A 21,279-nucleotide genomic window follows, 5' to 3' on the forward strand; every position below is an offset into this window, starting at 1 on the left:
CTTTATCTTATTTAATAACTAACTTACTCAAATCACCTAAGCGACTTGCCAATTTGCTGATGCTGTTAAGTTGAGTAAGACGGTTATTCTTAACTGCTTCGTCCTTAGCCATGATCATGTTGGTATCGAAGTAACGGCTGATGATTGGTTGCAAATCAACAAAACCATTGTATAGTTCTGATAAATCTTCAATCTTTTGCAATTCTTGCATAGCCATGTACAAGTCAGATTCACTCTTGTCTTCGAATAAGTCAGAGTTGACAGCCGCATTGTCGTCTACCTTAGCCTTACTCAAGATGTTAGAAATTCTGATCAAACTTTCAACTACAGGCTTAAATTCTTCATCATCATGGTGAAGTTGAAGTACGTTAGCTGCAGCTAGAATTTGGCTTGAGTCTTGGTGACTTGAGTTCAAAACCGCATCAATTACATCGTACTTGAAGTTATTCTTTTGCAAGTATTGCTTAATTCTGTCGCGAATGAACAAAGCAATTTGTTCATCTTCTTCGCCTGCCTTAGGCATCTTAGCTGGAGTCTTGCCACTAATTACTTCAACGATTTCTGGCAAAACACTGCTAAATGGCAATGACCAGTTTTGTGCCAAAAGGATACGAACAATACCATAAGCGTAACGACGCAAAGCATATGGGTCGTTTGAAGAACTTGGAATCATGCCAGCGCCAAAGAAAGTAATGATTGTATCTAATTTATCAGCAATTGAAAGCAATGAACCAACAGTTGTTTCTGGCAATTCGCCTTCAGCAGTAGTTGGCATGTAGTGTTCCTTAATTGCAGCTGCTACTTCTTTGTTTTCGCCAGCTAATTCAGCATAATGCATTCCCATTACACCTTGTAATTCAGCAAATTCACCAACCATTTGAGTTACTAAGTCAAACTTGTAAAGTTCGCTAGCGCGATCAAAGTCAGCAAGTACTTCATCTGAGAGATTCCAGCGCTTAGCTAAGTATTCACCAATCAACTTAACACGCAACATCTTTTCCGCCATTGAACCAATCTTGTCGTGGAAAGAAACATCCTTCATCTTGTCGACAAAATGACTTAATGGGTACTTGCGATCTTCATCGTAGAAGAATTGAGCGTCATCTAAACGAGCAACCAATACCTTTTCGTTACCAGAAATAACGTTTTCTAGGTAATCCTTATTACCATTTCTAACTGAAATAAAGTGGTTAATCAACTTACCCTTTTCATCATAAACTTCAAAGTAACGTTGGTTATCCTTCATTGAAGTAATCAAAACTTCATCAGGAATCTTCAAGTACTTTTCATCAAAAGATCCAGCAAAAACAGTTGGATATTCTACCAAGTTGGTAATTTCTTCAAGCAAGCTAGAATCTTCTTTAATAGTCCAGTGGTTTTTGCTGATCAATTCTTGGATTTGGTTGCTGATTAAGGTCTTGCGTTCCTTAGCGTCAACAATTACAAATTGATCCTTCAATGCATCAACATAATCGTCTGCACTTGCCAAAACAACTGAATCACCTAAGAAGCGGTGTCCTTGAGTCTTGCGACCAGCAGTAATGTTCAAAATCTTAACTGGAATAACTTCGCTACCAAATAATGATACTAACCAATGGATTGGACGAACAAATTCAAAGTCATTTGCGCCCCATCTCATCTTAGTTGGGAAAGTCATTTCCTTGATGATATCGCTCATGCCAAGCAAAATGTCGCTGGCTTTCTTACCTTCTTTTTGAATGTGAATGTAGGCATATTCTACACCCTTCAATTCTTCAAAGTAGATGTCGTCAGTAGTCATTCCCTGACCTCTAACGAATCCTTGAGCAGCCTTGGTCCAATTACCGTCAGCATCTAAAGCAATCTTCTTTGCTGGACCCTTTTTGATTTCGTCGATATCGGCTTGCTTTTCAGCTAAGTTTTCAACCAAAATTGTCAAACGGCGTGGAGTTGAGTAAGTCTTGATTGAATCAAACTTCAAGCCATTTTCCTTCAAAAATTTCTTTGTTCTGTCAGCTAATTGGTTAACACTCTTGGTTACCACATGAGCTGGCATTTCTTCAGTACCAATTTCAAACAAATAGTTCTTAGTCATTTTCTACCCCCGCCTTCTTGTCTTCTGCACTCTTAAGCAATGGGAATCCACGCTTTTCACGTTCTTCCACAAACTTGACTGCTACTTCGTGGGCCAAGTTTCTAATTCTTGATAAGTAACCTGCACGTTCAGTTACTGATACAGCACCCTTGGCGTCAAGCAAGTTAAAGGTGTGTGAACACTTAAGAATGTAGTCGTAAGCTGGGTGAACCAAGTTTTGATCCAAAAGACGCTTAGCGGTTGCTTCGTAAATTTCAAAGAACTTAAGCAATTGTTCTTGATTTGAACTTTCAAAGGCATATTTTGAGTGTTCGTATTCAGGTTGCTTAAAGATATCACGGTAAAGAATACCATTGCCCCATTCAAGGTCAAATACAGAGTTTACATCTTGAATGTATGAAGCCAAACGTTCTACACCGTAAGTAATTTCGCTCATAGTTGGCTTAACGTCTAATTCACCAACTACTTGGAAGTAAGTAAATTGGCTGACTTCCATACCATCAAGCCATACTTCCCAACCAACACCGGCACAACCCATTGATGGGTTAGCCCAGTTGTCTTCAACGAAACGAATATCGTGTTCTAATGGATCAATTCCTAAAACTTTCAAACTGTCCAAGTAATATTGTTGAATATCTTCAGGAGCTGGTTTAATTACTACCTGAAATTGGTGGTGTTGGAACAAACGGTTTGGGTTTTCTCCATAACGACCATCAGCTGGTCTTCTTGAAGGTTCAACATAACATGCTGCCCATGGCTCAGGTCCTACAGCTCTTAAGAAAGTGTAGGGACTCATTGTACCTGCACCCTTTTCAACATCGTATGATGGCATGATCATGCAGCCCTTGGAGGCCCAGAATTGTTCTAGTTTAAAGATCATACTTTGAACATTTAATTTCTTGTCTGACATTATTTAACTTCCTCCTGTGCTAGGCCAATAAAAAAAGCCTATGCAAAATTTTGCATAGGGACGAAAATAAAAGTATTTCGCGGTTCCACCCTAATTCAGAAAGTATTCTTCCTGCTCTTAATTGATGATAGCTAGAGGTGCCTTTTCCTAGATGCCCTCTCACCAGCCAGCATTCGCTTTACTAGTACTTTTCTTTCTCCTCATTATCGCTATTTACCTAAAGATTTTACCACAGCTGAACCGCTAAAACTAGCCTACTTTAAAATAACCTTAACTCATCGATGAATTTTTTGGTTTTAAGATTCAAGTCTAAGCTGCTTCGATAGATTTGATCAATTGCTTTTCTGGTAGCTTTTTTGTTTTGCTCTTTTACTTGAACATTGCCCAAGCGCTCAATTGGAAGCAAGGCAAAAGTTCTCAAAAGTGCGGTTTCCTTAGCAGTTAGATGCATTCTATCAGTGACGCTAGCAAAATGATCCTCGCAAATTATTCCGCCATATCTAAGCGAATAATCAAACACGCCCTGCTTTTTGCCACAAATAACGCAAGCTTCCATCTGTGGACCAACTCCAAATGCTGGCAGTAGCTGCATTTGGACTATCTGAGTCAACACTTCCGGATCAGTCCCGCGATCAATATGATCTAAGGCAAACTTGGCCAGATCATAATACTTGCCAATTGGCGCATATTCTACAAAAGCATGATCAATCAAATCCAAAACAAAAGAAGCATAAGCGCTTTTTTCTAGATCTAAATAGATCTGATCAAATTGCTTTACTTCTTTATAAGTTCTCAAAGTACTTAAGCCATGGCCAGAACTATAGATAATGTACTTTCCATAAGAAAAGTTCAAGCTTGCTGCGCCTAGTTTTGACTTAGGCTTAAGTGCTCCCTTAACAATCATTGTAATTATGCCATGATCTTTGGTCATTATTTTGGCCAAAAGATCCGACTCTTTATAGCGTTGGCGCTTGAAGATTATTCCTTGAACTTCAACAAGTTCTTGCATTAGGACAATTCCTTTTTATCATAGCCAATGCTCTTTAAGAAGAATGGATCTGAACGCCAATTGCGTTGAACTTTAACCCAAAGTTGCAAGTTTACTTTTTCGCCTAAAATACTTTCAATCTGCTTACGGGACTTTACGCCAATTTGCTTAAGCATCTTGCCGCCCTTGCCAATGATGATTCCCTTTTGACCATCGCGCTCAACATAAATATTGGCTTCAATCTGAAGCTTGCCGTTTACGCGTTGATTCATTCTCTCAACTGCCACTGCAGTTGCATGAGGAACTTCTTGATCAGTCAGTTGCAAAATCTGCTCTCTAATCAATTCGGCTACGACAAAATATTCTGGGCGGTCGGTAATCTGATCTGAACTATAGTACTGTGGTCCCGGTTCTAAGTTCTTGTAAAGACTATCAATCAAATCGCTAACGCCAATACCTTCGGTAGCTGATACTGGCAAAAATTCCATAAAGTTGCCTAATTTACGGTATGAATCGATAACTTCAAGCAACTTATCTGGATGTACTTGATCAACCTTATTAATTACCAAAAAGACAGGTACAGAAGCCTTCTTTAATTCTTCAGCAATAAACTGGTCGCCACGACCAGCTACTTCTGGTTCAACCATAAATAAAACTAAGTCGACATCGTTAAAGCTAGAAAAACTTGCCTTCCCCATATAATCGTCTAGTTTAGAGTGTGGTTTAAAAATACCTGGAGTGTCGATAAAAACCACTTGCATATCATCAGCCGAATAAATACCAGAAATTCGATTTCTAGTAGTCTGCGGCTTATTAGAAGTGATGGCGATCTTTTCGCCCACCAAGCGATTCATTAAAGTAGACTTGCCAACGTTAGGTCTACCTACCAAGGCAACAAAGCCAGATTTAAATTCTTTCTTTTGATCCATCTATTTACCTCTACCAACGTCTAATTGATCAGGATATAAAGGCAATCCATATTCTTCTAATACCTTGCCTTGAATGCCAAACATTTCCTTTGCTTCAGCCGGCTCAATATGATCATAGCCATTTAAATGCAAAAAGCCATGAACAATCGTATAACCAAATTCTCGATCAAATCCGGTCTCATATTCAACACTATGACGGCGAATTACGCTTGGACACATAAATAAGTCTCCAATATCTTCTTGAAAATCCGGATCTGAAATAAAGTCAGAAAAATCCAGACCATCTTCGCCATCTTCAATTGCAAAGGAAATAACATCAGTTGGACGGTCTTTATCGCGATAGGTTGAATTGATTCGTTGACTTTCAGCCTCATCAACAAAGTTAATACTCATTTCCAAGTTATTATCTTTGCCAATTTCTTTTTTAGCCATTAACAACAAATTTTCAATCCAAGTCTTCCAATCACGAGACTTATCATCCAAAAAGCCAACTTCATCATTATAGGTAATCTCTATCGGATTCATCTATTGAATTACACCCTTTTTCTCATATGCGTTGATAATCTTAGCTACTACAGGGTGACGAACTACGTCTGCAGAGCTAAAGTTAATAAACTTAATCTGATCTATTCCCTTTAAAATTTCTTGAGCATCTACCAGCCCGCTGCGCTGACGACCAGGCAAGTCGACCTGAGTCATGTCGCCATTAACAATCATTTTGGAATTAAAGCCTAAACGCGTTAAGAACATCTTCATTTGAGCATCTGTCGTATTTTGAGCTTCATCCAAAATAACAAAGGCGTCATCCAAAGTTCTACCACGCATGTATGCAAGTGGCGCTACTTCAATAGTTCCTCTCTCCATCAAACGATCAGTAGTATTGGTTCCCAAAATTGCGTATAAGGAGTCATAAATTGGGCGTAGATATGGATCAACCTTTTCCTTTAAGTCACCTGGCAAAAATCCCAATGATTCCCCGGCTTCAACTGCAGGCCTAGTCAAAACAATTCTAGAAACTTCGCCTTTTTTAAAGGCAGCAATAGCGCAAACAACTGCCAAAAATGTCTTACCAGTACCGGCTGGACCAATACCAAATACGACATCGGATTTTTTGATTGCATCAACATATTTCTTCTGACCCATATTCTTGACTCTAATCGGCTTGCCTTTAGCATCCCGAATTAAAACCTCTTTATATAGTTCAGAGAAATATTCTGCCGTTCCCTTATCTGCCATCTTCATGAGACCTACAACATCGGGCGCACTGATGTTAACACCTGTACTCACAACATTGTCAAGTTCTTGAAGAATTTGGATAATCTTGTCTACTTTAACCTGATCATCGCTATCGATGATAATTTCGTTGCCAGTATCAGTTACTGCTACATCATAAGCATCTGACAGCAACTTCAAATTGGCATCATTGATTCCAACTAAATTTTGGATATTTTCTGGATCTCTAGGAATAAAACTGGTTTTAGCCAAATAAACCCGCTCCTTCTATTATTGTAATTGTTGACGAACAATAGCTGAAGTGGTCTTACCGTCTGCACGTCCCTTGATCTTTGGCATTAAGCTCTTCATAACTGCACCAAAGGCTGATTTATCCTTGGCACCAACTTCTTGAATAGTTTCGCTTACAATTTGCTTTAGCTCATCCTCAGTTAATTGCTTAGGTAAGTAGTTTTCAACTACAGCTAACTCTTTCTTAGTTTCTTCAACTAAATCTTCTCTGCCACCTTTTTCAAATTCAGCAATGGACTCTTCTCTTTGCTTCTTTTCCCGATTAAGGACAGTTAGTTCATCGTCAGGAGTTAAATCATGACCAAGCTTAATTTGTTCGTTCATTAAAGCTGATTTGATCATTCTAACAGTATTTAGTCTGATTTTATCTTTCTTCTTCATGGCATCTTTCATATCTTCCATGATTTGCTTAGATAAATTCATTATAAAATCTCCCTCTTTCTCAATAATAACTATAGCCATTATAACAGAGTTGGCGCAATTGAAATATAGATAAACAAAAAAACTCTCATCCGAAGATGAGAGCTTCTTGCAATTAATAATGTCTACGCTTGCGTGCAGCTTCTGACTTAAGCTTTCTACGTACACTTGGTTTTTCGTAGAATTCGCGCTTACGGTATTCTTGTAAGGTACCACTTCTAGAAACGGAACGCTTGAAACGACGAAGAGCATCATCAATAGACTCGTTTTCATGAACGACAGTCTTAGCCATGTGTGATCCCTCCTTCCATTTCTTGGCGCTACGCCATACGTTTAATTAAATTATAGCAAACGATATTTCTCGGTCAATAGAAAGTTGAATATTTTTTCTAATTATTTTTTGCAAAACAAAATTTACCACATAAAACACTTAAGCGATTTCATTTACAAGCCAATATTGCTATAATTAATCTGAGAAAGAGGTGCATACATAATGCCAGAAACAACCACTAATACAGAGAAAAAAGAAGTCAACATTATTATCATTTCCGATGCGGCCGGCGATACTGCATTTAACAACGCTAAAGCTGCAGCGGCAGAATTCCCAGACGCACAAATCAATTATCGTCGCTACCCATTCATTACTGATAATGAGAAATTGGAAAATGTCTTCAAGGAAATTGAAAACTTTCCAAATCTTGTAATTGTCTATACTTTGGTAAAAGACGAAATGCAATTACCAGTTATCAGATTTGGTCGCGAACATAACATTCAAATTGTTGATACTTTTTCACCTGTTGTTGAAGCCTTGCAACAAACAACTGGCTTAAGACCAACACAACAAATTGGTGCTCAACACAGCATGAACCAAAAGTACTTTGACCGAATTTCAGCCATGGAATTTGCAGTTATGTACGACGATGGTAAGGATCCTAAGGGATTCTTGGAAGCAGACGTGGTCTTACTAGGTGTATCTAGAACTTCAAAGACTCCATTGTCACTATTCCTTGCAAACAAGAACCTTAAGGTTGCCAACTTGCCACTTGTCCCACAAACCCATATTCCTAGAGAAATTTACCAAGTTGATCCTAAGAAGATTATTGGTTTGACTAATGATCCATCTGTTTTGAACGAAATTCGTCGTCAAAGAATGATCTCATACGGCTTGAACCCTGATACTACCTACTCAAGCATGGATTCAATTAACGCTGAGCTTGAATCAGCTCAAAAGCTTTACCGCGAACTAGGATGCTACGTAATAAACGTCGCTCACCGTTCAATCGAAGAAACAGCTGCCTTGATCTTGAACCACTTGGGTATTTCTGATTAACAAATACATATTGATATCAAAATAACTCCTCCAGGTATATCGGAGGAGTTATTTTTTGCTTATTTTTCTTGATCAGTGTAATAGCTGCGATCTAAATGCTTTTCGATATAAGCACCGCGCCCACCAGCTTCTTCCATAATAAAGCGCAATGGATTCTTGCGATAGAAATCTTGATGATATTCTTCTGCTGGGTAAAATTCGCTAGCCGGTTCAATCTTAGTTACAATCGGTTGATCGAACAAACCACTAGCAGCTAATTTTTCCTTGGACTTTTCTGCAGTTTCTTTTTGCTCTGGTGAATTGTAGTAAATAACTGGTCGGTATTGATCCCCGCGATCTTGGAATTGTCCGGTTGCATCAGTTGGATCAGCAACTTGCCAATAAATTTCGACCAGCTTTTCATATGGAAATACTTCTGGGTCAAAAGTAATTTCTACTGCTTCAGTATGTCCAGTCGTTCCTGTGCAAACTTGTTCATAAGTTGGATTAGCAAAGTGGCCACCTGTGTAACCACTAATAACGCTCTTGATCCCTGGCAAGCTATCAAATGGTTGAACCATACACCAGAAGCATCCCCCAGCAAAAATAGCTGTATCAAGGCCATTTCCCTTATTGTTGATTGAATTTTCCATCTTCTCACGCTTTCTTATTGTACGAGACAAAACTCTGTCTTAGTTAGTATGCCAAAATTTTACAACAATCTTTTCTAAAATACTAAGAATCTGCTTATGGACTTGTGATAATCATTTTTATAATTAAAAACAAAACTATATATTATTTATAGTCTTTGTTATAATTGCCTATCGGTGACTAGTACCTCCCACTTGAAAGGAGGTGACAGTATGCTTCACGACTTTTTAACTTCGATCACTGGTTGAACAATCGGCGTAACGGTCGAAACTAGTCACCCGTTCACCACACGCTTGATCTATTTTTCAAGTGAAAAAAAGCATTGCCCTGGCCGGCAATGCTTTTTTGTATGCTTCATCTTTGACTTTTTAACTTATCGTCGAAGATATGATAGCATATCAATATAAAAAGTAAAGCAAAAAGTAATATTTACATATCAACGTATTCTTAACTTTAAAATTTTACGCATATTTGATTGACGAAATGAAAGATTCAGACGACAATAAGATAGTTACCAATCTTAAACAGTTTGATAAACGAATTCAAAAGCTGTTGCACAGATGTTGTACAACGATTTTTAAAGAGCTTTATAAAAAGGACAAAAAATGGATCAGCTAGATAAATTCAACAGAAGATACAATTTTCTTTCCAAACTCTCAGCTGCCTTGTTTTATTCCGTAGCTGTAGCCGTCGCCCTGAACTTCTTCTGGACGCCTGGACACATGTATTCATCCGGAATTACAGGTTTTGCACAATTAATCAATTCAATCACTGAAAGGTACTTCCCATTTACTCTTTCAACTTCTACGATGTATTTTGCCTTAAATGTTCCTCTATTCATCCTCGGTTGGTTCAAGATCGGACATAAGTTTACCTTCTTTACAATCGTCGCCGTTGTGGCCGGATCTTTTATGATGCATATCATTCGTCCACTATCAGTTAACTGGGATCCACTTTTGTGTGCGATTTTCGGTGGAACGATCAACGGAATCGGAACAGGTTTTGCCTTGAAGAATGGTATTTCAACAGGTGGAATTGATATTATTGGAATTGTTATTCGGAAAAAAACTGGCACAAGTTACGGTAAGTTTAATATCTTGGTCAACTTGCTTATCATTGCTGCAGCAGGTTTTGTATTCGGTTGGACTAGAGCGCTCTACTCTGCTTTGACCATCTTTATCAACGGACAAGTAATTGATGCCGTTTATACTCAGCACAAGAAGATGCAAGTAATGATCATCACCGAGCATCCCCAAGCCATCATCAGCGGCATTCAAAGCAAGATGCACCGCGGAATCACTATCTTGCATGATGCCGAAGGTGCCTATGCTCACAATGAAAAGACTGTGCTTTTGACCATTATTGACCGTTACGATCTTTATGACATCCGCGAAATTGTCAAAAATGCAGACCCATATTCTTTCATGAGCGTAAGCGAAGTCGAAAAAGTTTACGGTCGCTTCAAGGAACAAGAAATTGTTTAAGAAAAAAGACACTTCACAATTGAAGTGCCTTTTTTGATTGCTTAAAAAACTAAAAATTAGCTACCTTTACATAGCGGTTCTTGCCAATTCGGTAGTATGACTTGCCAGCAATATTGAAGCTGCTACCGTAAGTGGTCAAGCTTTGTCCAGCATAAAGCTTACCCACTGAGTAAACTCGCAAGCCCTGGTTGTTATAAACATAAGAATTATGAGTCAAAGTACGTTTTGATCCATCAACGTTAGACAAGTTGATATATTGATTATCGCCAATCTTATAGTAGCGCTTGCCATTGATTTGAACAAAGCCGCCCAAAACAGTAACTTGCGTGTAAGCAGAAATTGCGGAATTACCAACTCTGCTACCATTTTGATCATAAATATATGACTTGTGCATGACAGTCTTAGTTGTTTTAACTACATTAGATGAGCTAGTTGTAGTCGTATTGTTAGATGGCTTAGCTTGTTGGTTCAAATCACTCGTGTTAGTAACTGGTGCTTGAGTAGTTGTTGAATTGTAAGAAAGCGGCAAAAGAGTGATATTGCCGTCAACGCTCAAGCCACGCCAGTTATCTGTAAATTGCCAAATGGCTACCCCATCCATTGATGGGAAGTAGTTGAAATCGGCAGTGTCGATTCTACCCGTAGTAGCGTATGAGGCTACCCATAAAGAGCTAGGAAAAGCAGACAAAATCACGCTGGTATCAATATTGTTTCTCAGTAAGTATGCTCCTGAATATAGCAATGGTTGATAGCCAGCAGCTTTTATCTTTTGCATAAATGCTAAAATAGCATTGGCACTAGCAATCTTGCCGGCAGTGACTACATTTCCTTGACCAGTTTCCCAGTCACAAGCAATATAAGATCCACTTGGCAAACCCATTGCCTTAGCTGAAGCAATTGCATAATTAGCTTCTGCTACTGCAGCAGTGCTATTTGCACCAAAAGTCGCAAAATGATAAGCCATTGGCATCATATTGTTGTTAATTGCACTTGTAATTTGCGCTGCTGCTTTAGGGTTTTGATAATTAGTTCCTTCACTAACTTTTACAATCGCAAATTGACCACCAGCTTGAGCCATACCAGAAATATCACTGCTCTGATAGCTAGCAACATCGACCCCATATGATCTGCTAGAAACAGACTTAGTATCTGCTCGTACCGTCTCGCTTCCAAGCGATGAATAATTTTCGAGTACCAGTGCTGTAGAGGTAGTCAGCGCACTGGCGCAGGCCAAAGCACCTAAAATTTTCCAATCTCGTTTATTCATCAAAATCCTCCGTCGTTTTTATTGTTAAATTTTCAAGCTTAATCTCACAGCTTCATCATAACACGGATTCTACTGAAAATTTCTTAAGAATACGTGACAGTTTCGTTTCTTAGCTTAGTCAAACAGCTCTTTGTATCGTCCGTATCCTTTTTCTTCCAATTCATCGTATGGAATGAAATCTAGGCTAGCAGAATTGATGCAATAACGAAGTCCTCCTCGATCAGCTGGTCCATCACTGAAGACATGACCCAAGTGACTATCTGCTTGTGGACTTTTTACTTCTGTTCTTTCCATATTATGTGACTGGTCACGGCGGTAGACCAACTTTTCAATTGGCTTGGTAAAACTTGGCCAGCCACAACCAGCATCATACTTATCTAAACTCGAAAATAGTGGCTCTCCTGAGACAACGTCGACATAAATTCCCTTTTCGTAAAAATCATCGTATTTGCCACTAAATGGATATTCTGTTGCCGCATGTTGCGTTACTTCATATTGCTCTTTGTTTAGCTGTTTTAGTCTTTCTTCCTTATCAAACATTTCGATAACCTCTTTTGTAATTCTTAAATTATTTATAATATAGCAGTTTTTCTAACAAAAATGTTGTTAGACGCTTCCATTCCTAATAGAATTAGAGTGTATAAAAAATACTAAAACATTATTTTTGGAGGAGCCTTATGCCACAACTAGCATTCGACTTAACTAAATCCAGCAAAGGGTTGCCTGCTACATTACCAATTTCAAAGATCAGAAAATTTGACGCAGATATTAGTCAAATTGAAGATATTATCAAGTTAACTGTTGGGGAACCTGATCTTTCAACTCCAATGCATATCAAGCAAGCAGCCATTAAAGACATTGAAGCTGACGATTCTCACTATGCTGATTTTTCAGGAAAAAAGGAACTACGCGATGCCATCAGCAATTATCTCAAAACTAGCTTAAACGTTGATTATGATCCCGAAACGGAAATTTGCGTTAGCGTTGGAGCCACTGGCGCATTGAATGCAATTTTTATGTCAATTTTAAATCCTGGAGACAAGGTGCTTATTCCAACTCCAGCCTGGGGATTATATTTTCAAATCGTTCGTCTAGCTGGTGGGCAACCGGTGCAGATTGACACTTCTAAAGACGACTTCATCTTAACTGCTGACAAGCTAATTGAAACTCTGGAAGGCGAAGGAAAAGGTGCTAAGGCAATTTTGATTACTGATCCATCTAATCCAACTGGCCGAGTTTATTCACCAGCCGCCTTGCAAGAAATAGCCAAAGTTATTTCCGATTATCATTTGCTTTCAATTACTGATGAGATCTACGCTGAATTGATCTATGACAAAGAAAAGCACCACTCATTATCTCAATATATTCCTGAAAGAAACGTTATTCTCTCTGGCGTATCCAAGGCCTTTGCCATGACTGGATGGCGACTAGGATATATCGCCGGACCTAGTGAGATTATGGAATTAGTTAAAAAAGTAAACTCCTTCTTGTTCACTTCCGTCACTAACAACGTACAAATTGCCTCAGCCGAAGCTCTAAATAATGGACAAGCAGACACTAAAAAAGCGCGCGATATTTATGGACGCCGAAGGAATTTAGTCATGGATGGTTTAGCGGAGCTTGGCTTTAAATTAGCTAAGCCACAAGGTGCCTTCTATATTTTTGCTAAGTTCCCAGAAAGATTCGGTACAGATGACGTAGATTTTGCTTATAAGTTAGCTCAAGAAGCTAAAGTCGGTCTTACTCCAGGTTCTTATTTTGGTAAAGGCGGACAAGGCTACATCCGCTTATCTTATGCTTCATCAATTGAGCAGCTAGAACTAGCACTAGTGCGAATTAAAACTTTTATCAATAACAACTAAAAAAGGACTGGCTTTTGCCAATCCTTTTTTGATGCTTTTAAAATTCGGATGCTTTTACATAACGATTCTTTTGAATCTTGTAATATTGAGTGCCATTGATAGTCTTCTTGCCACCGTAAGTTGAAACAGTTGTTCCTGCCTTAATTGCTCCAACGTTAACCAACTCACCCTTATTGTTGTAAACGTAAGCTGTTTGCTTCAAAATGCGCTTAACGCCATCAACGTTAGAAACCTTGATGTAGTTGTTATCACCTGTTTGGTAGTAACTCTTGCCGTTGATTGTTACTAAACCGCCAAAGACATTGATAGTTTGGTAAGCTGCATAAGATTGATTGCCGACTCTTTGGCCATTTTTATCGTAAACGTATGCCTTGTGCATAACAGTCTTCTTAGTAACGTTAGCTGTTGGAGCTTGACTGGATGCTGAACCAGAACCACTGCCACTAATTGAAAGTGGAAGCAAACTAATGTTGCCATCGACATTCAATCCGCGCCAGTTATCTGTAAATTGCCAAATAATTACGCCGTTCATTGATGGGAAGTAATTGAAGTTAGGCGTATCAATTCGACCAGCTGAAGCATAAGAAGCTACCCAAAGTGAATTTGGAAAAGCAGCAACAACCTTAGAAGTTGCAATGTTGTTGTTCAATAAGTAAGCACCTGAATACAAAAGTGGCTTATATCCAGCTGATTCAATTGCAGACATAAAGGCAATGATTGCGTTGGCACTAGCAGTCTTGCCACCAGTAACTACATTACCATCGCCAGTTTCCCAGTCACAAGCAATATATGAGCCACTAGGAATACCCATTGCCTTGGCTGATGCAATTGCATAAGCTGCTTCGCTTTTAGCTCTGCTAGAATTTGCACCAAAAAGCGCAAAGTGGTAAGCCATTGGCATTAAGTTGTTGGCCTTAGCTGATGCAATTTGGGCTGAAGCCTTAGGGTTACGGTAGCTAGTACCTTCACTAACCTTAACAATCGCAAATTCTGCTCCAGCTTTTGCAGAACTCTTGACACTGGTTGATTGATAGCTGGCAATATCAACCCCATAAGAACGTGAACCAACACTGGTAGTCGATGCTTGTGCTACCACTGTTTGAAGAACGCTAGGAGCAACTGCGATCCCAGCGGTCATAATAATACCGGCACTTCCGATAGTCTTGATAAAATTCTTACTACTAAATCTACGTCTCAATTAAATCCCTCACTAAAATTATTTTCTTGCTTAATTTGTCTTCACGATCTATCCTCATAAAATAACTATATCAGTTTTTTCCATAGCTACAATTACAATCACTTAACAAATCTATTAGATAGTTTTACAGACGCAAAAAAATAGAGCAGAACTTACTTTGCCCTGCTCTATTTCAGCCTAGTTATTAATCTTCCCAGGTTGCATTTTGATCTGCATCTTCTTGTGCTTCTTTTTCTAAACGCTTTTCAGTTTCATGAACGCTATCAAGGTATTGTTCTTCAACTTCAATTCCTAAATCATTCAATTGTTGTTCAGCAACTGGAGCTGGAGCGTGCATCATTGGTTCTGAAGCTGAAGCATTCTTTGGAAAGGCCAAGACGTCTCTGATGTTGTCCTTGCCAGCTAATAACATTGCAAATCTGTCCAAACCAATAGCCAAACCTGCGTGTGGTGGGAAGCCCATGTCCAAAGCATCCATCAAGTAACCGAATTGTTCGTAAGCACGCTTCTTTGAGAAACCAAGCGCCTTAAGCATCTTTTCTTGGATTGAACGCTTGTGAATACGGATTGATCCACCACCAAGTTCATCCCCATTCAAAACGATATCGTATGAGCGAGCATGTGCAGCATGAGGATCAGTATCCAAAAGCTTGATCCCTTCGTCATCTGGCATAGTGAATGGGTGGTGAGCAGCGATCCAGCGACCTAAACCTTCATCGTATTCAAATAATGGCCAGTCAACGATCCAAACAAATTCGTAAGTATTCTTAGGAATAATACCTGTTTCCTTAGCAAAGCTACGACGCAAGTAATTCAAAGAATCACAAACTACCTTCCACTTGTCTGCTACAAAGACAATTAATTCTTCGCCTTCAAGTTCGAATTCCTTCTTAAGAGCTTCTTTGTTAGCATCAGTCAAGAAGCGTGATACAGGACCTGAGAATTCGCCATCTTCAAACTTAACCCAAGCTAAGCCCTTTGCGTGGTAGCGCTTGATGTAGTCTTGCTTTTCTTCGATCTTCTTGCGTGAGTATTCCTTAGCACCGTTTTTAACGGCAATAGCTCTAACATGTCCGCCGTCAGCAATTGCACCTGAGAACACCTTAAAGTCTGAGTCCTTGAAAATTTCGTTTAAGTCGTGGATATGCATATCATATCTAAGGTCAGGCTTGTCGCAGCCATACAAGTCCATTGAATCTTGCCATGACATTCTTCTAATTGGAGTTGGCAAGTCAATGTTCATAACATCCTTCATCACCTTCTTAAGCAAACCTTCAGTGTAGTCTTGTACACCTTGTTCGTCTAAGAAAGAAGTTTCCATATCGATTTGAGTAAATTCTGGTTGACGGTCTCCGCGAAGGTCTTCGTCACGGAAACATCTAGCAAGTTGGTAGTACTTGTCAAAGCCTGCACCCATAAGCAATTGCTTGAACAATTGTGGTGATTGTGGCAAAGCGTAGAAACTACCTGGGTAAATTCTTGATGGAACTAAGTAGTCACGTGCACCTTCTGGAGATGACTTACCTAAAATTGGAGTTTCAATGTCGATAAAGCCATTTTCATCGAAGAATTCGTGAGTTGCACGCAAAATCTTAGATCTCAAAATAATAGCATTTTGCAAAGTTGGACGACGAAGATCAAGGTAGCGGTACTTTAATCTAGTTTGTTCGCTGATTTCAACGTCATTCTTAATTTCAAATGGTGGGTTTTGAGCTTCGTTTAAAACGACAATTTCTCTAGCGTCAACTTCAACTTCACCAGTCTTCATGTCAGGGTTAATGCTTGAACGTCTAACTACCTTACCCTTAACTTCAACTACGTATTCGTTTCCTAGACTGTCAGCTACATCCATCAATTCTTGGCCGGAATCCTTGTTTACGACAACTTGTACCAAGCCTTCGCGGTCACGCAAATCGATGAAAATCAAGTTACCTAAGTTACGAACTCTTTGTACCCAACCAAATAAAGTTACTTCTTGACCTTCATATTTGCTGGTAATATTACCACAGTAGTCTGTTCTCTTGTCCATATGTTCCATTTTTAATCCTCAAAATCCTTAATAATTTCTTCCATCTTGCCTAAGTCGTCAAACTTAGCTTCCTTAACCTTGCCATCTGCCAAGCGCTTGATGTTCAAGATACCTTGTTCAACTTCTTTTTCACCCAAAGTAATAACGTACTTAGCCTTTACGCGGTCAGCCTTCTTAAATTGAGCCTTGAGCTTCTTTTGATCAACATCGTATTGAGCACTGAAGCCTTGCTTGCGAAGGTCTCTAGCAATTTCAACCGCCTTAAATGCAGTACCTTCACCAATATTAGTGATGAAGAAATCAATTCCTTCATTTGCAACTAATTCTGGGTTTTGCTTTTGCAAGACAAGCATCAATCTTTCTTCACCAATACCAAAACCAACAGCTGGCGTTTCAGGGCCATCAAATTCTTCAACCAAGTGGTTGTAGCGTCCACCACCAAGGATAGTTGTTGGTGATTCCCATAGGCTCTTGTCATCAACCATGAATTCAAAAATGATACCAGTGTAATAGTCAAGACCACGAACTAAGTCATTGTCGATCACATATTTAATACCTAAACGATCAAGCTTGTCAGTGATTGCCTCAAAGTTAGCCTTTGAATCTTCATCCAAGTAGTCAACAATCTTAGGTGCGTTTGGCAAGAATTCCTTATCTTCAGGCGCCTTAGAATCCAAAATTCTCAATGGGTTCTTTTCCAATCTGCGCTTAGAATCATCAGAAAGCTTGTCTCTTAATGGAGTGAAGTAATTTACCAAAGCATCGTGGTAGTCTTTGCGTACTTGAGCATTACCCAAAGTGTTGATGTGCAATTCATATTGCTTAACTCCAAGTTCCGCTAGCAAATCATGACCAAGCATGATTGTTTCAACATCAGCTAATGGATTGCTTGAACCAAAACTTTCAACACCGATTTGGTGGAATTCGCGTTGACGACCAGCTTGTGGACGTTCATAGCGGAAAGTGGTTGCCAAGTAGTAAACGTTGAATGGCTTAACTACTTCTGGGCCATAAAGCTTATCTTCAACATAAGCTCTAACCACACCGGCAGTTCCTTCTGGACGAAGGGCAATGTGACGACCACCCTTATCGTTGAAATCGTACATTTCTTTTTCAACTACATCTGAAGTTTCACCACTTGAACGGGAGAAGACTTCATAGTTTTCAAAAGTAGGCGTTCTGATTTCGCCATAGTTTGCACGCTTGAAAAAGTTGCGGGCAATTTGTTCGACTTTTTCCCATGATCCTGAAACATCAGGCAAAATATCGACTGTACCTTTTGGTTTTTGAACTCTCATCGTATCATCCTTTAAATAAATTAATATAAAAAGCGCCCTTGAAAATAATCAAGGGCGCTTGAGATTAGCACGGTACCACCTTATAGTTCCTACGATTAACGCTCGCGAGACGATTAATTATCTGCTAAAGGTGTCACAGATTGCTACCTATCCATTCTTTGCACCAAACCGAATGGTCTCTAAAATAGGCCTTGCTAATCTACAGTCTTTGTCTTCGATAATTCTTTTCTAGAATATATTTTTACGCTAATAAAGTCAACCTCTGAAAACGTTTTATTCGTCTAAATCCAAAACAATCGTAAATGGACCATCGTTTTCTAGTTCGACCTTCATGTCGGCACCAAATTTGCCAGTTTCTACTTCAAAACCAGCCAAGCGCAAGTGCTGATTGAACTCTTCCCACAATTCTTGTGACTTTGGCGGTCTCATCGCATCTACAAAACTTGGACGGTTGCCTTTTTTGGTATTGGCTAATAAAGTAAACTGACTCACACTCAAAATTGCCCCACCAACATCTTTTAAAGAGAGGTTGGTCTTGCCTGCTTCATCTTCAAAGATTCGCATCTTAGCAATTTTGTCGGCAGCCTTTTTGACTTGATCAGCTCCATCGCCTTCTTTTAGACCTACTAAAAGCAAAAATCCTTTGCCGATCTGACCAACGACTTCGCCATCAATTCTTACTGCAGCATGATTTACTCGTTGAATTACTACTCTCATTAACTATCCGACCTCTTGGTTTCATATACATCAGGGATGTCGCGCAATTTACTCAAAATATCAGCTAATTGCTTGGCATGACTAACAGATACGGTTACATAAATATGGGCAATATTTTCATCATTGACTTTACCAGAGATGTTGTTGATGTTCTTAGTCAAAGAATTCAACTTGTTGATGACATCACTAAGCAAGTTGCCACGGTTGTAACCAAAAATTTCAATATTGGCATTGAAGGCTTGAGCACTTGCATCTTCAATGTTTTCCCATTCAACATCGATCAAACGGCCCTGCTCTTGGGCTTCTTTAGTGATGTTGCGGCAATCTGTTCTATGAATAGTTACGCCCCGTCCCTTAGTTACATAACCAGTGATATCATCGCCTGGAACCGGGTTGCAGCACTTAGCTAAATGAAGCATTAAGTCACTTACGCCTTGAATCATGACGCCATTCTTATGCTTAACCTTCATCGTTGAAGAAGTATTCTTGGCCTTTGAAGCAGATTGCTGGCCAGAGTTCATAATTTCTTCTTCTAGCTTCTTTTGCTTTTCAGCTTCATCCTTCTTACGCAAATCAAGCGTCAAACGGTTGTAAACGCCAATAGCTGATTGGTCGCCAAAGCCAATGGCTGCAAACAATTCATCGCTAGTCCTATAGTTGAAATGATCTAGGATCTTTTCCATGTGATCCTTATCCATATATTCCTTGACGCTAAGATCATTTTCGCGCAAAAGGTTAGCTACTTCTTGTTGACCCTTTTCAATGCTATCTTCACGGTCAAGTGCCTTGAAGTAACGCTTGATCTTGTTTCTAGCACGAGAAGTCTTAACGATGTCAACCCAGTCGCGGGAAGGACTAGCATTAGACTGAGTCATGATCTCGATTACATCACCATTTTTGAGCTTGTAATCAAGTGGAACTAGTTTGTTGTTGATTTTGGCACCTACTGCATGACTACCTACTTGAGTATGAATTTCAAAGGCAAAATCCAGCGTAACTGATCCCTTAGGAAGTTCATAAACTTCACCCTTAGGAGTGAAAACATAAACACGGTCAGAGAAAATATCAGACTTAACGCTGCGCATAAATTCGTCAGCGTCTTTGGTTTCATCCTTCAATTCCAAGATTTCGCGCACCATGTCAAGTTTTTCGCCGGAGCTGCTTGCTTGTACTCCGCTGAAATTGCCGCGCTTATAAGCCCAGTGAGCCGCCACACCGTATTCAGCTACTTGGTGCATCTGTTCAGTTCTGATCTGAATTTCTAGCGGCTTGCCTCCAGGTCCGATAATCGTCGTATGCAAGGATTGGTAACCGTTAACCTTTGGTACAGCGATATAATCCTTGAATCGACCTGGCATTGGCTTCCATTCAGTATGAACTGCACCTAAAACTGCATAGCAGTCGCGGACATTTTTGACTAAAACTCTAACTGCTAGCAAGTCGTAGATTTCGTTAAAGTCCTTGTGCTTATCCACCATCTTCTTATAAATTGAATAAATATGCTTAGGACGACCGTAGACTTCATACTTAATGCCCAAACTATCAAGCGTCTTCTTTAGCACGCTGATAGTTTCGGCAATATAGCTTTCGCGCTCGCTACGCTTTAAGTCCATCAAGCTAACAATGCGGTAATATGCATCAGGATTTAAGTAGTGGAAGCTCATATCTTCAAGTTCCCACTTAATCGTTCCGATACCCAAACGGTCAGCCAGCGGTGCATAAATATCCATCGTTTCTGAAGCAATTCGGCGTTGCTTGTCTGGGCGCAAGTGATTCAAAGTATGCATGTTGTGCAAGCGGTCGGCCAATTTAACCATGATTACCCGCAAGTCCTTGGCCATGGCAATCAACATTTTACGGTGATTTTCTGCTAAAAATTCTTGGTGGGACTTGTATTGATACTTGTTCAGCTTAGTTACGCCATCAACGATAAAGGCAACATCTTCGCCAAATTCTTTCTTTATATCATCATTGGTTACTGGAGTATCTTCAACTGTATCATGCAAAAATCCAGCCGCAATCGTATCCTGATCCAGTCCCAAGTTAGCCAAAGTTCCCGCTACTTGTGTAGGATGGATGATATATGGTTGACCGGAGGCTCTAGTTTGACCTTCATGGGCCTTATTGGCATAGTTATACGCCTTTTTAACGAAAGCTAATTGTTCGTCGGTCATGTATTTTTCACAAGCTTCAATCACTTGTTCATAAGTCATTTCAATATATTTTGACATATCTTCTCATCCCTTCTAGCGGTAGATCTGTTTATTCATCTGACCGAATAATTCAAAAATCAAAAAGATTATCCCAAAAAGCAAATTGTACTTTGCATATGTTGGCAAAACAGCAAGGCAAAACAGTGCAGGCAAAACTAACAACCACCAAGACTTGAGCTTCAAGCGATTGATCAAAAATCCCACATGGAAGCTAATGATATTGCCGATAATCAAGCAAACAACCCCTACTCGAAAAACGATTGGAATTCTAAGCAAGCTACTTAAATATGGCAAAAGCATCAAAAGCAAGCTCCACCAAACAACTGGCATGGCGTAAAAGCTGTTCAATTTTTTAATGAAGCTATTTTCTTTGATTTTTCTGATTAGTTGTCGCATGCAAAAAAGT

General features: G+C 39.4%; 20 protein-coding genes. 3 read left to right on the forward strand and 17 right to left on the reverse strand.

All coding sequences use genetic code 11. The annotated features are described in order from the left end of the window. Positions 1-7 precede the first annotated feature (7 nt). From glyS to rpsU, 8 genes are all read right to left on the reverse strand, one after another. Positions 8-2,074, reverse strand: coding sequence for a glycine--tRNA ligase subunit beta (glyS, locus tag BN53_RS06560; RefSeq protein ID WP_009560154.1), 2,067 nt, complete (start codon positions 2,072-2,074; stop codon positions 8-10). Then, positions 2,067-2,984, reverse strand: coding sequence for a glycine--tRNA ligase subunit alpha (gene glyQ / locus BN53_RS06565; RefSeq protein ID WP_009560155.1), 918 nt, complete (start codon positions 2,982-2,984; stop codon positions 2,067-2,069). Before glyQ ends, glyS begins: the two co-directional genes overlap by 8 nt. Before the next feature lie 259 nt (positions 2,985-3,243). Next, positions 3,244-3,993 carry a DNA repair protein RecO gene (gene recO / locus BN53_RS06570; RefSeq protein ID WP_009560156.1) on the reverse strand — a complete coding sequence of 250 codons (750 nt, stop codon included), beginning with the start codon at positions 3,991-3,993 and terminating at the stop codon, positions 3,244-3,246. Next, positions 3,993-4,901 (reverse strand): GTPase Era, encoded by a 909-nt coding sequence (era, locus tag BN53_RS06575; protein WP_009560157.1) that lies wholly within the window; start codon positions 4,899-4,901, stop codon positions 3,993-3,995. Before era ends, recO begins: the two co-directional genes overlap by 1 nt. Next, positions 4,902-5,426 (reverse strand): rRNA maturation RNase YbeY, encoded by a 525-nt coding sequence (gene ybeY, locus BN53_RS06580; protein WP_009560158.1) that lies wholly within the window; start codon positions 5,424-5,426, stop codon positions 4,902-4,904. It abuts the gene before it with no gap. After that, entirely contained in the window at positions 5,427-6,386 is a 960-nt protein-coding gene (locus BN53_RS06585; protein WP_009560159.1) for a PhoH family protein, read from the reverse strand. A gap of 18 nt (positions 6,387-6,404) precedes the next feature. Continuing rightward, positions 6,405-6,848: a GatB/YqeY domain-containing protein gene (locus tag BN53_RS06590; RefSeq protein ID WP_009560160.1), complete on the reverse strand. Its 444-nt coding sequence runs from the start codon at positions 6,846-6,848 to the stop codon at positions 6,405-6,407. Positions 6,849-6,960: 112 nt separating this feature from the next. Beyond that, on the reverse strand, positions 6,961-7,137 hold the full coding sequence (gene rpsU / locus BN53_RS06595) for a 30S ribosomal protein S21 (RefSeq protein WP_009560161.1): 177 nt from the start codon (positions 7,135-7,137) through the stop codon (positions 6,961-6,963). Positions 7,138-7,338: 201 nt separating this feature from the next. On the opposite strand from rpsU, the gene BN53_RS06600 reads away from it, so the two are divergent. Further along, positions 7,339-8,175 (forward strand): pyruvate, water dikinase regulatory protein, encoded by an 837-nt coding sequence (locus BN53_RS06600; protein WP_009560162.1) that lies wholly within the window; start codon positions 7,339-7,341, stop codon positions 8,173-8,175. A gap of 59 nt (positions 8,176-8,234) precedes the next feature. Here BN53_RS06600 and msrA read toward each other — a convergent pair whose 3' ends face one another. Continuing rightward, the gene (gene msrA, locus BN53_RS06605; protein ID WP_009560163.1) at positions 8,235-8,807 is read right to left on the reverse strand and encodes a peptide-methionine (S)-S-oxide reductase MsrA; all 573 of its coding nucleotides are present in this window, start codon (positions 8,805-8,807) and stop codon (positions 8,235-8,237) included. A 603-nt stretch (positions 8,808-9,410) separates the two neighbouring features. Here msrA and BN53_RS06610 point away from each other — a divergent pair. After that, complete coding sequence (locus BN53_RS06610) at positions 9,411-10,289, forward strand: YitT family protein (protein ID WP_009560164.1); 879 nt, start codon at positions 9,411-9,413, stop codon at positions 10,287-10,289. 49 nt (positions 10,290-10,338) lie between these two features. On the opposite strand, the gene BN53_RS06615 is transcribed toward BN53_RS06610, so the two are convergent. Then, complete coding sequence (locus BN53_RS06615) at positions 10,339-11,556, reverse strand: SLAP domain-containing protein (protein ID WP_009560165.1); 1,218 nt, start codon at positions 11,554-11,556, stop codon at positions 10,339-10,341. A gap of 114 nt (positions 11,557-11,670) precedes the next feature. After that, a complete protein-coding gene (msrB, locus tag BN53_RS06620; RefSeq protein WP_009560166.1) occupies positions 11,671-12,096 on the reverse strand; it encodes a peptide-methionine (R)-S-oxide reductase MsrB in 426 nt (141 codons plus the stop codon). Between the two features lie 137 nt (positions 12,097-12,233). On the opposite strand from msrB, the gene BN53_RS06625 reads away from it, so the two are divergent. Next, positions 12,234-13,418: a pyridoxal phosphate-dependent aminotransferase gene (locus BN53_RS06625; protein WP_009560167.1), complete on the forward strand. Its 1,185-nt coding sequence runs from the start codon at positions 12,234-12,236 to the stop codon at positions 13,416-13,418. 37 nt (positions 13,419-13,455) lie between these two features. Here the strand turns inward: BN53_RS06625 and BN53_RS06630 are convergent, their stop codons facing one another. The 6 genes from BN53_RS06630 to BN53_RS06655 form a co-directional block, all read right to left on the reverse strand. After that, entirely contained in the window at positions 13,456-14,556 is a 1,101-nt protein-coding gene (locus tag BN53_RS06630; RefSeq protein ID WP_040537388.1) for an SLAP domain-containing protein, read from the reverse strand. A gap of 244 nt (positions 14,557-14,800) precedes the next feature. Beyond that, positions 14,801-16,654: an aspartate--tRNA ligase gene (gene aspS / locus BN53_RS06635; RefSeq protein ID WP_009560169.1), complete on the reverse strand. Its 1,854-nt coding sequence runs from the start codon at positions 16,652-16,654 to the stop codon at positions 14,801-14,803. A 2-nt stretch (positions 16,655-16,656) separates the two neighbouring features. Beyond that, positions 16,657-17,943: a histidine--tRNA ligase gene (hisS, locus tag BN53_RS06640; RefSeq protein WP_009560170.1), complete on the reverse strand. Its 1,287-nt coding sequence runs from the start codon at positions 17,941-17,943 to the stop codon at positions 16,657-16,659. A 273-nt stretch (positions 17,944-18,216) separates the two neighbouring features. Continuing rightward, positions 18,217-18,660 carry a D-aminoacyl-tRNA deacylase gene (dtd, locus tag BN53_RS06645; RefSeq protein WP_009560171.1) on the reverse strand — a complete coding sequence of 148 codons (444 nt, stop codon included), beginning with the start codon at positions 18,658-18,660 and terminating at the stop codon, positions 18,217-18,219. Continuing rightward, positions 18,660-20,891, reverse strand: a complete 2,232-nt coding sequence (locus tag BN53_RS06650) for a RelA/SpoT family protein (protein WP_009560172.1) — start codon at positions 20,889-20,891, stop codon at positions 18,660-18,662. The genes dtd and BN53_RS06650 overlap by 1 nt, the downstream gene beginning before the upstream one ends. 15 nt (positions 20,892-20,906) lie before the next feature. Continuing rightward, positions 20,907-21,269, reverse strand: coding sequence for a hypothetical protein (locus BN53_RS06655; RefSeq protein ID WP_009560173.1), 363 nt, complete (start codon positions 21,267-21,269; stop codon positions 20,907-20,909). Between the last annotated feature and the right edge of the window lie 10 nt (positions 21,270-21,279).

It is taken from the genome of Lactobacillus pasteurii DSM 23907 = CRBIP 24.76 (assembly GCF_000297025.1).
GTDB classification, from domain to species: domain Bacteria; phylum Bacillota; class Bacilli; order Lactobacillales; family Lactobacillaceae; genus Lactobacillus; species Lactobacillus pasteurii.

What these genes read in the sequence shown, in the direction of transcription:
- msrA (WP_009560163.1), bottom strand. Translation starts at nt 8,807, where the DNA reads ATGGAAAATTCAATCAACAATAAGGGAAATGGCCTTGATACAGCTATT.
- era (WP_009560157.1), bottom strand. Translation starts at nt 4,901, where the DNA reads ATGGATCAAAAGAAAGAATTTAAATCTGGCTTTGTTGCCTTGGTAGGT.
- glyS (WP_009560154.1), bottom strand. Translation starts at nt 2,074, where the DNA reads ATGACTAAGAACTATTTGTTTGAAATTGGTACTGAAGAAATGCCAGCT.
- recO (WP_009560156.1), bottom strand. Translation starts at nt 3,993, where the DNA reads ATGCAAGAACTTGTTGAAGTTCAAGGAATAATCTTCAAGCGCCAACGC.
- hisS (WP_009560170.1), bottom strand. Translation starts at nt 17,943, where the DNA reads ATGAGAGTTCAAAAACCAAAAGGTACAGTCGATATTTTGCCTGATGTT.
- glyQ (WP_009560155.1), bottom strand. Translation starts at nt 2,984, where the DNA reads ATGTCAGACAAGAAATTAAATGTTCAAAGTATGATCTTTAAACTAGAA.
- BN53_RS06600 (WP_009560162.1), top strand. Translation starts at nt 7,339, where the DNA reads ATGCCAGAAACAACCACTAATACAGAGAAAAAAGAAGTCAACATTATT.
- msrB (WP_009560166.1), bottom strand. Translation starts at nt 12,096, where the DNA reads ATGTTTGATAAGGAAGAAAGACTAAAACAGCTAAACAAAGAGCAATAT.
- BN53_RS06615 (WP_009560165.1), bottom strand. Translation starts at nt 11,556, where the DNA reads ATGAATAAACGAGATTGGAAAATTTTAGGTGCTTTGGCCTGCGCCAGT.
- BN53_RS06650 (WP_009560172.1), bottom strand. Translation starts at nt 20,891, where the DNA reads ATGTCAAAATATATTGAAATGACTTATGAACAAGTGATTGAAGCTTGT.
- BN53_RS06630 (WP_040537388.1), bottom strand. Translation starts at nt 14,556, where the DNA reads ATGACCGCTGGGATCGCAGTTGCTCCTAGCGTTCTTCAAACAGTGGTA.
- aspS (WP_009560169.1), bottom strand. Translation starts at nt 16,654, where the DNA reads ATGGAACATATGGACAAGAGAACAGACTACTGTGGTAATATTACCAGC.
- BN53_RS06625 (WP_009560167.1), top strand. Translation starts at nt 12,234, where the DNA reads ATGCCACAACTAGCATTCGACTTAACTAAATCCAGCAAAGGGTTGCCT.
- dtd (WP_009560171.1), bottom strand. Translation starts at nt 18,660, where the DNA reads ATGAGAGTAGTAATTCAACGAGTAAATCATGCTGCAGTAAGAATTGAT.
- ybeY (WP_009560158.1), bottom strand. Translation starts at nt 5,426, where the DNA reads ATGAATCCGATAGAGATTACCTATAATGATGAAGTTGGCTTTTTGGAT.
- rpsU (WP_009560161.1), bottom strand. Translation starts at nt 7,137, where the DNA reads ATGGCTAAGACTGTCGTTCATGAAAACGAGTCTATTGATGATGCTCTT.
- BN53_RS06590 (WP_009560160.1), bottom strand. Translation starts at nt 6,848, where the DNA reads ATGAATTTATCTAAGCAAATCATGGAAGATATGAAAGATGCCATGAAG.
- BN53_RS06610 (WP_009560164.1), top strand. Translation starts at nt 9,411, where the DNA reads ATGGATCAGCTAGATAAATTCAACAGAAGATACAATTTTCTTTCCAAA.
- BN53_RS06655 (WP_009560173.1), bottom strand. Translation starts at nt 21,269, where the DNA reads ATGCGACAACTAATCAGAAAAATCAAAGAAAATAGCTTCATTAAAAAA.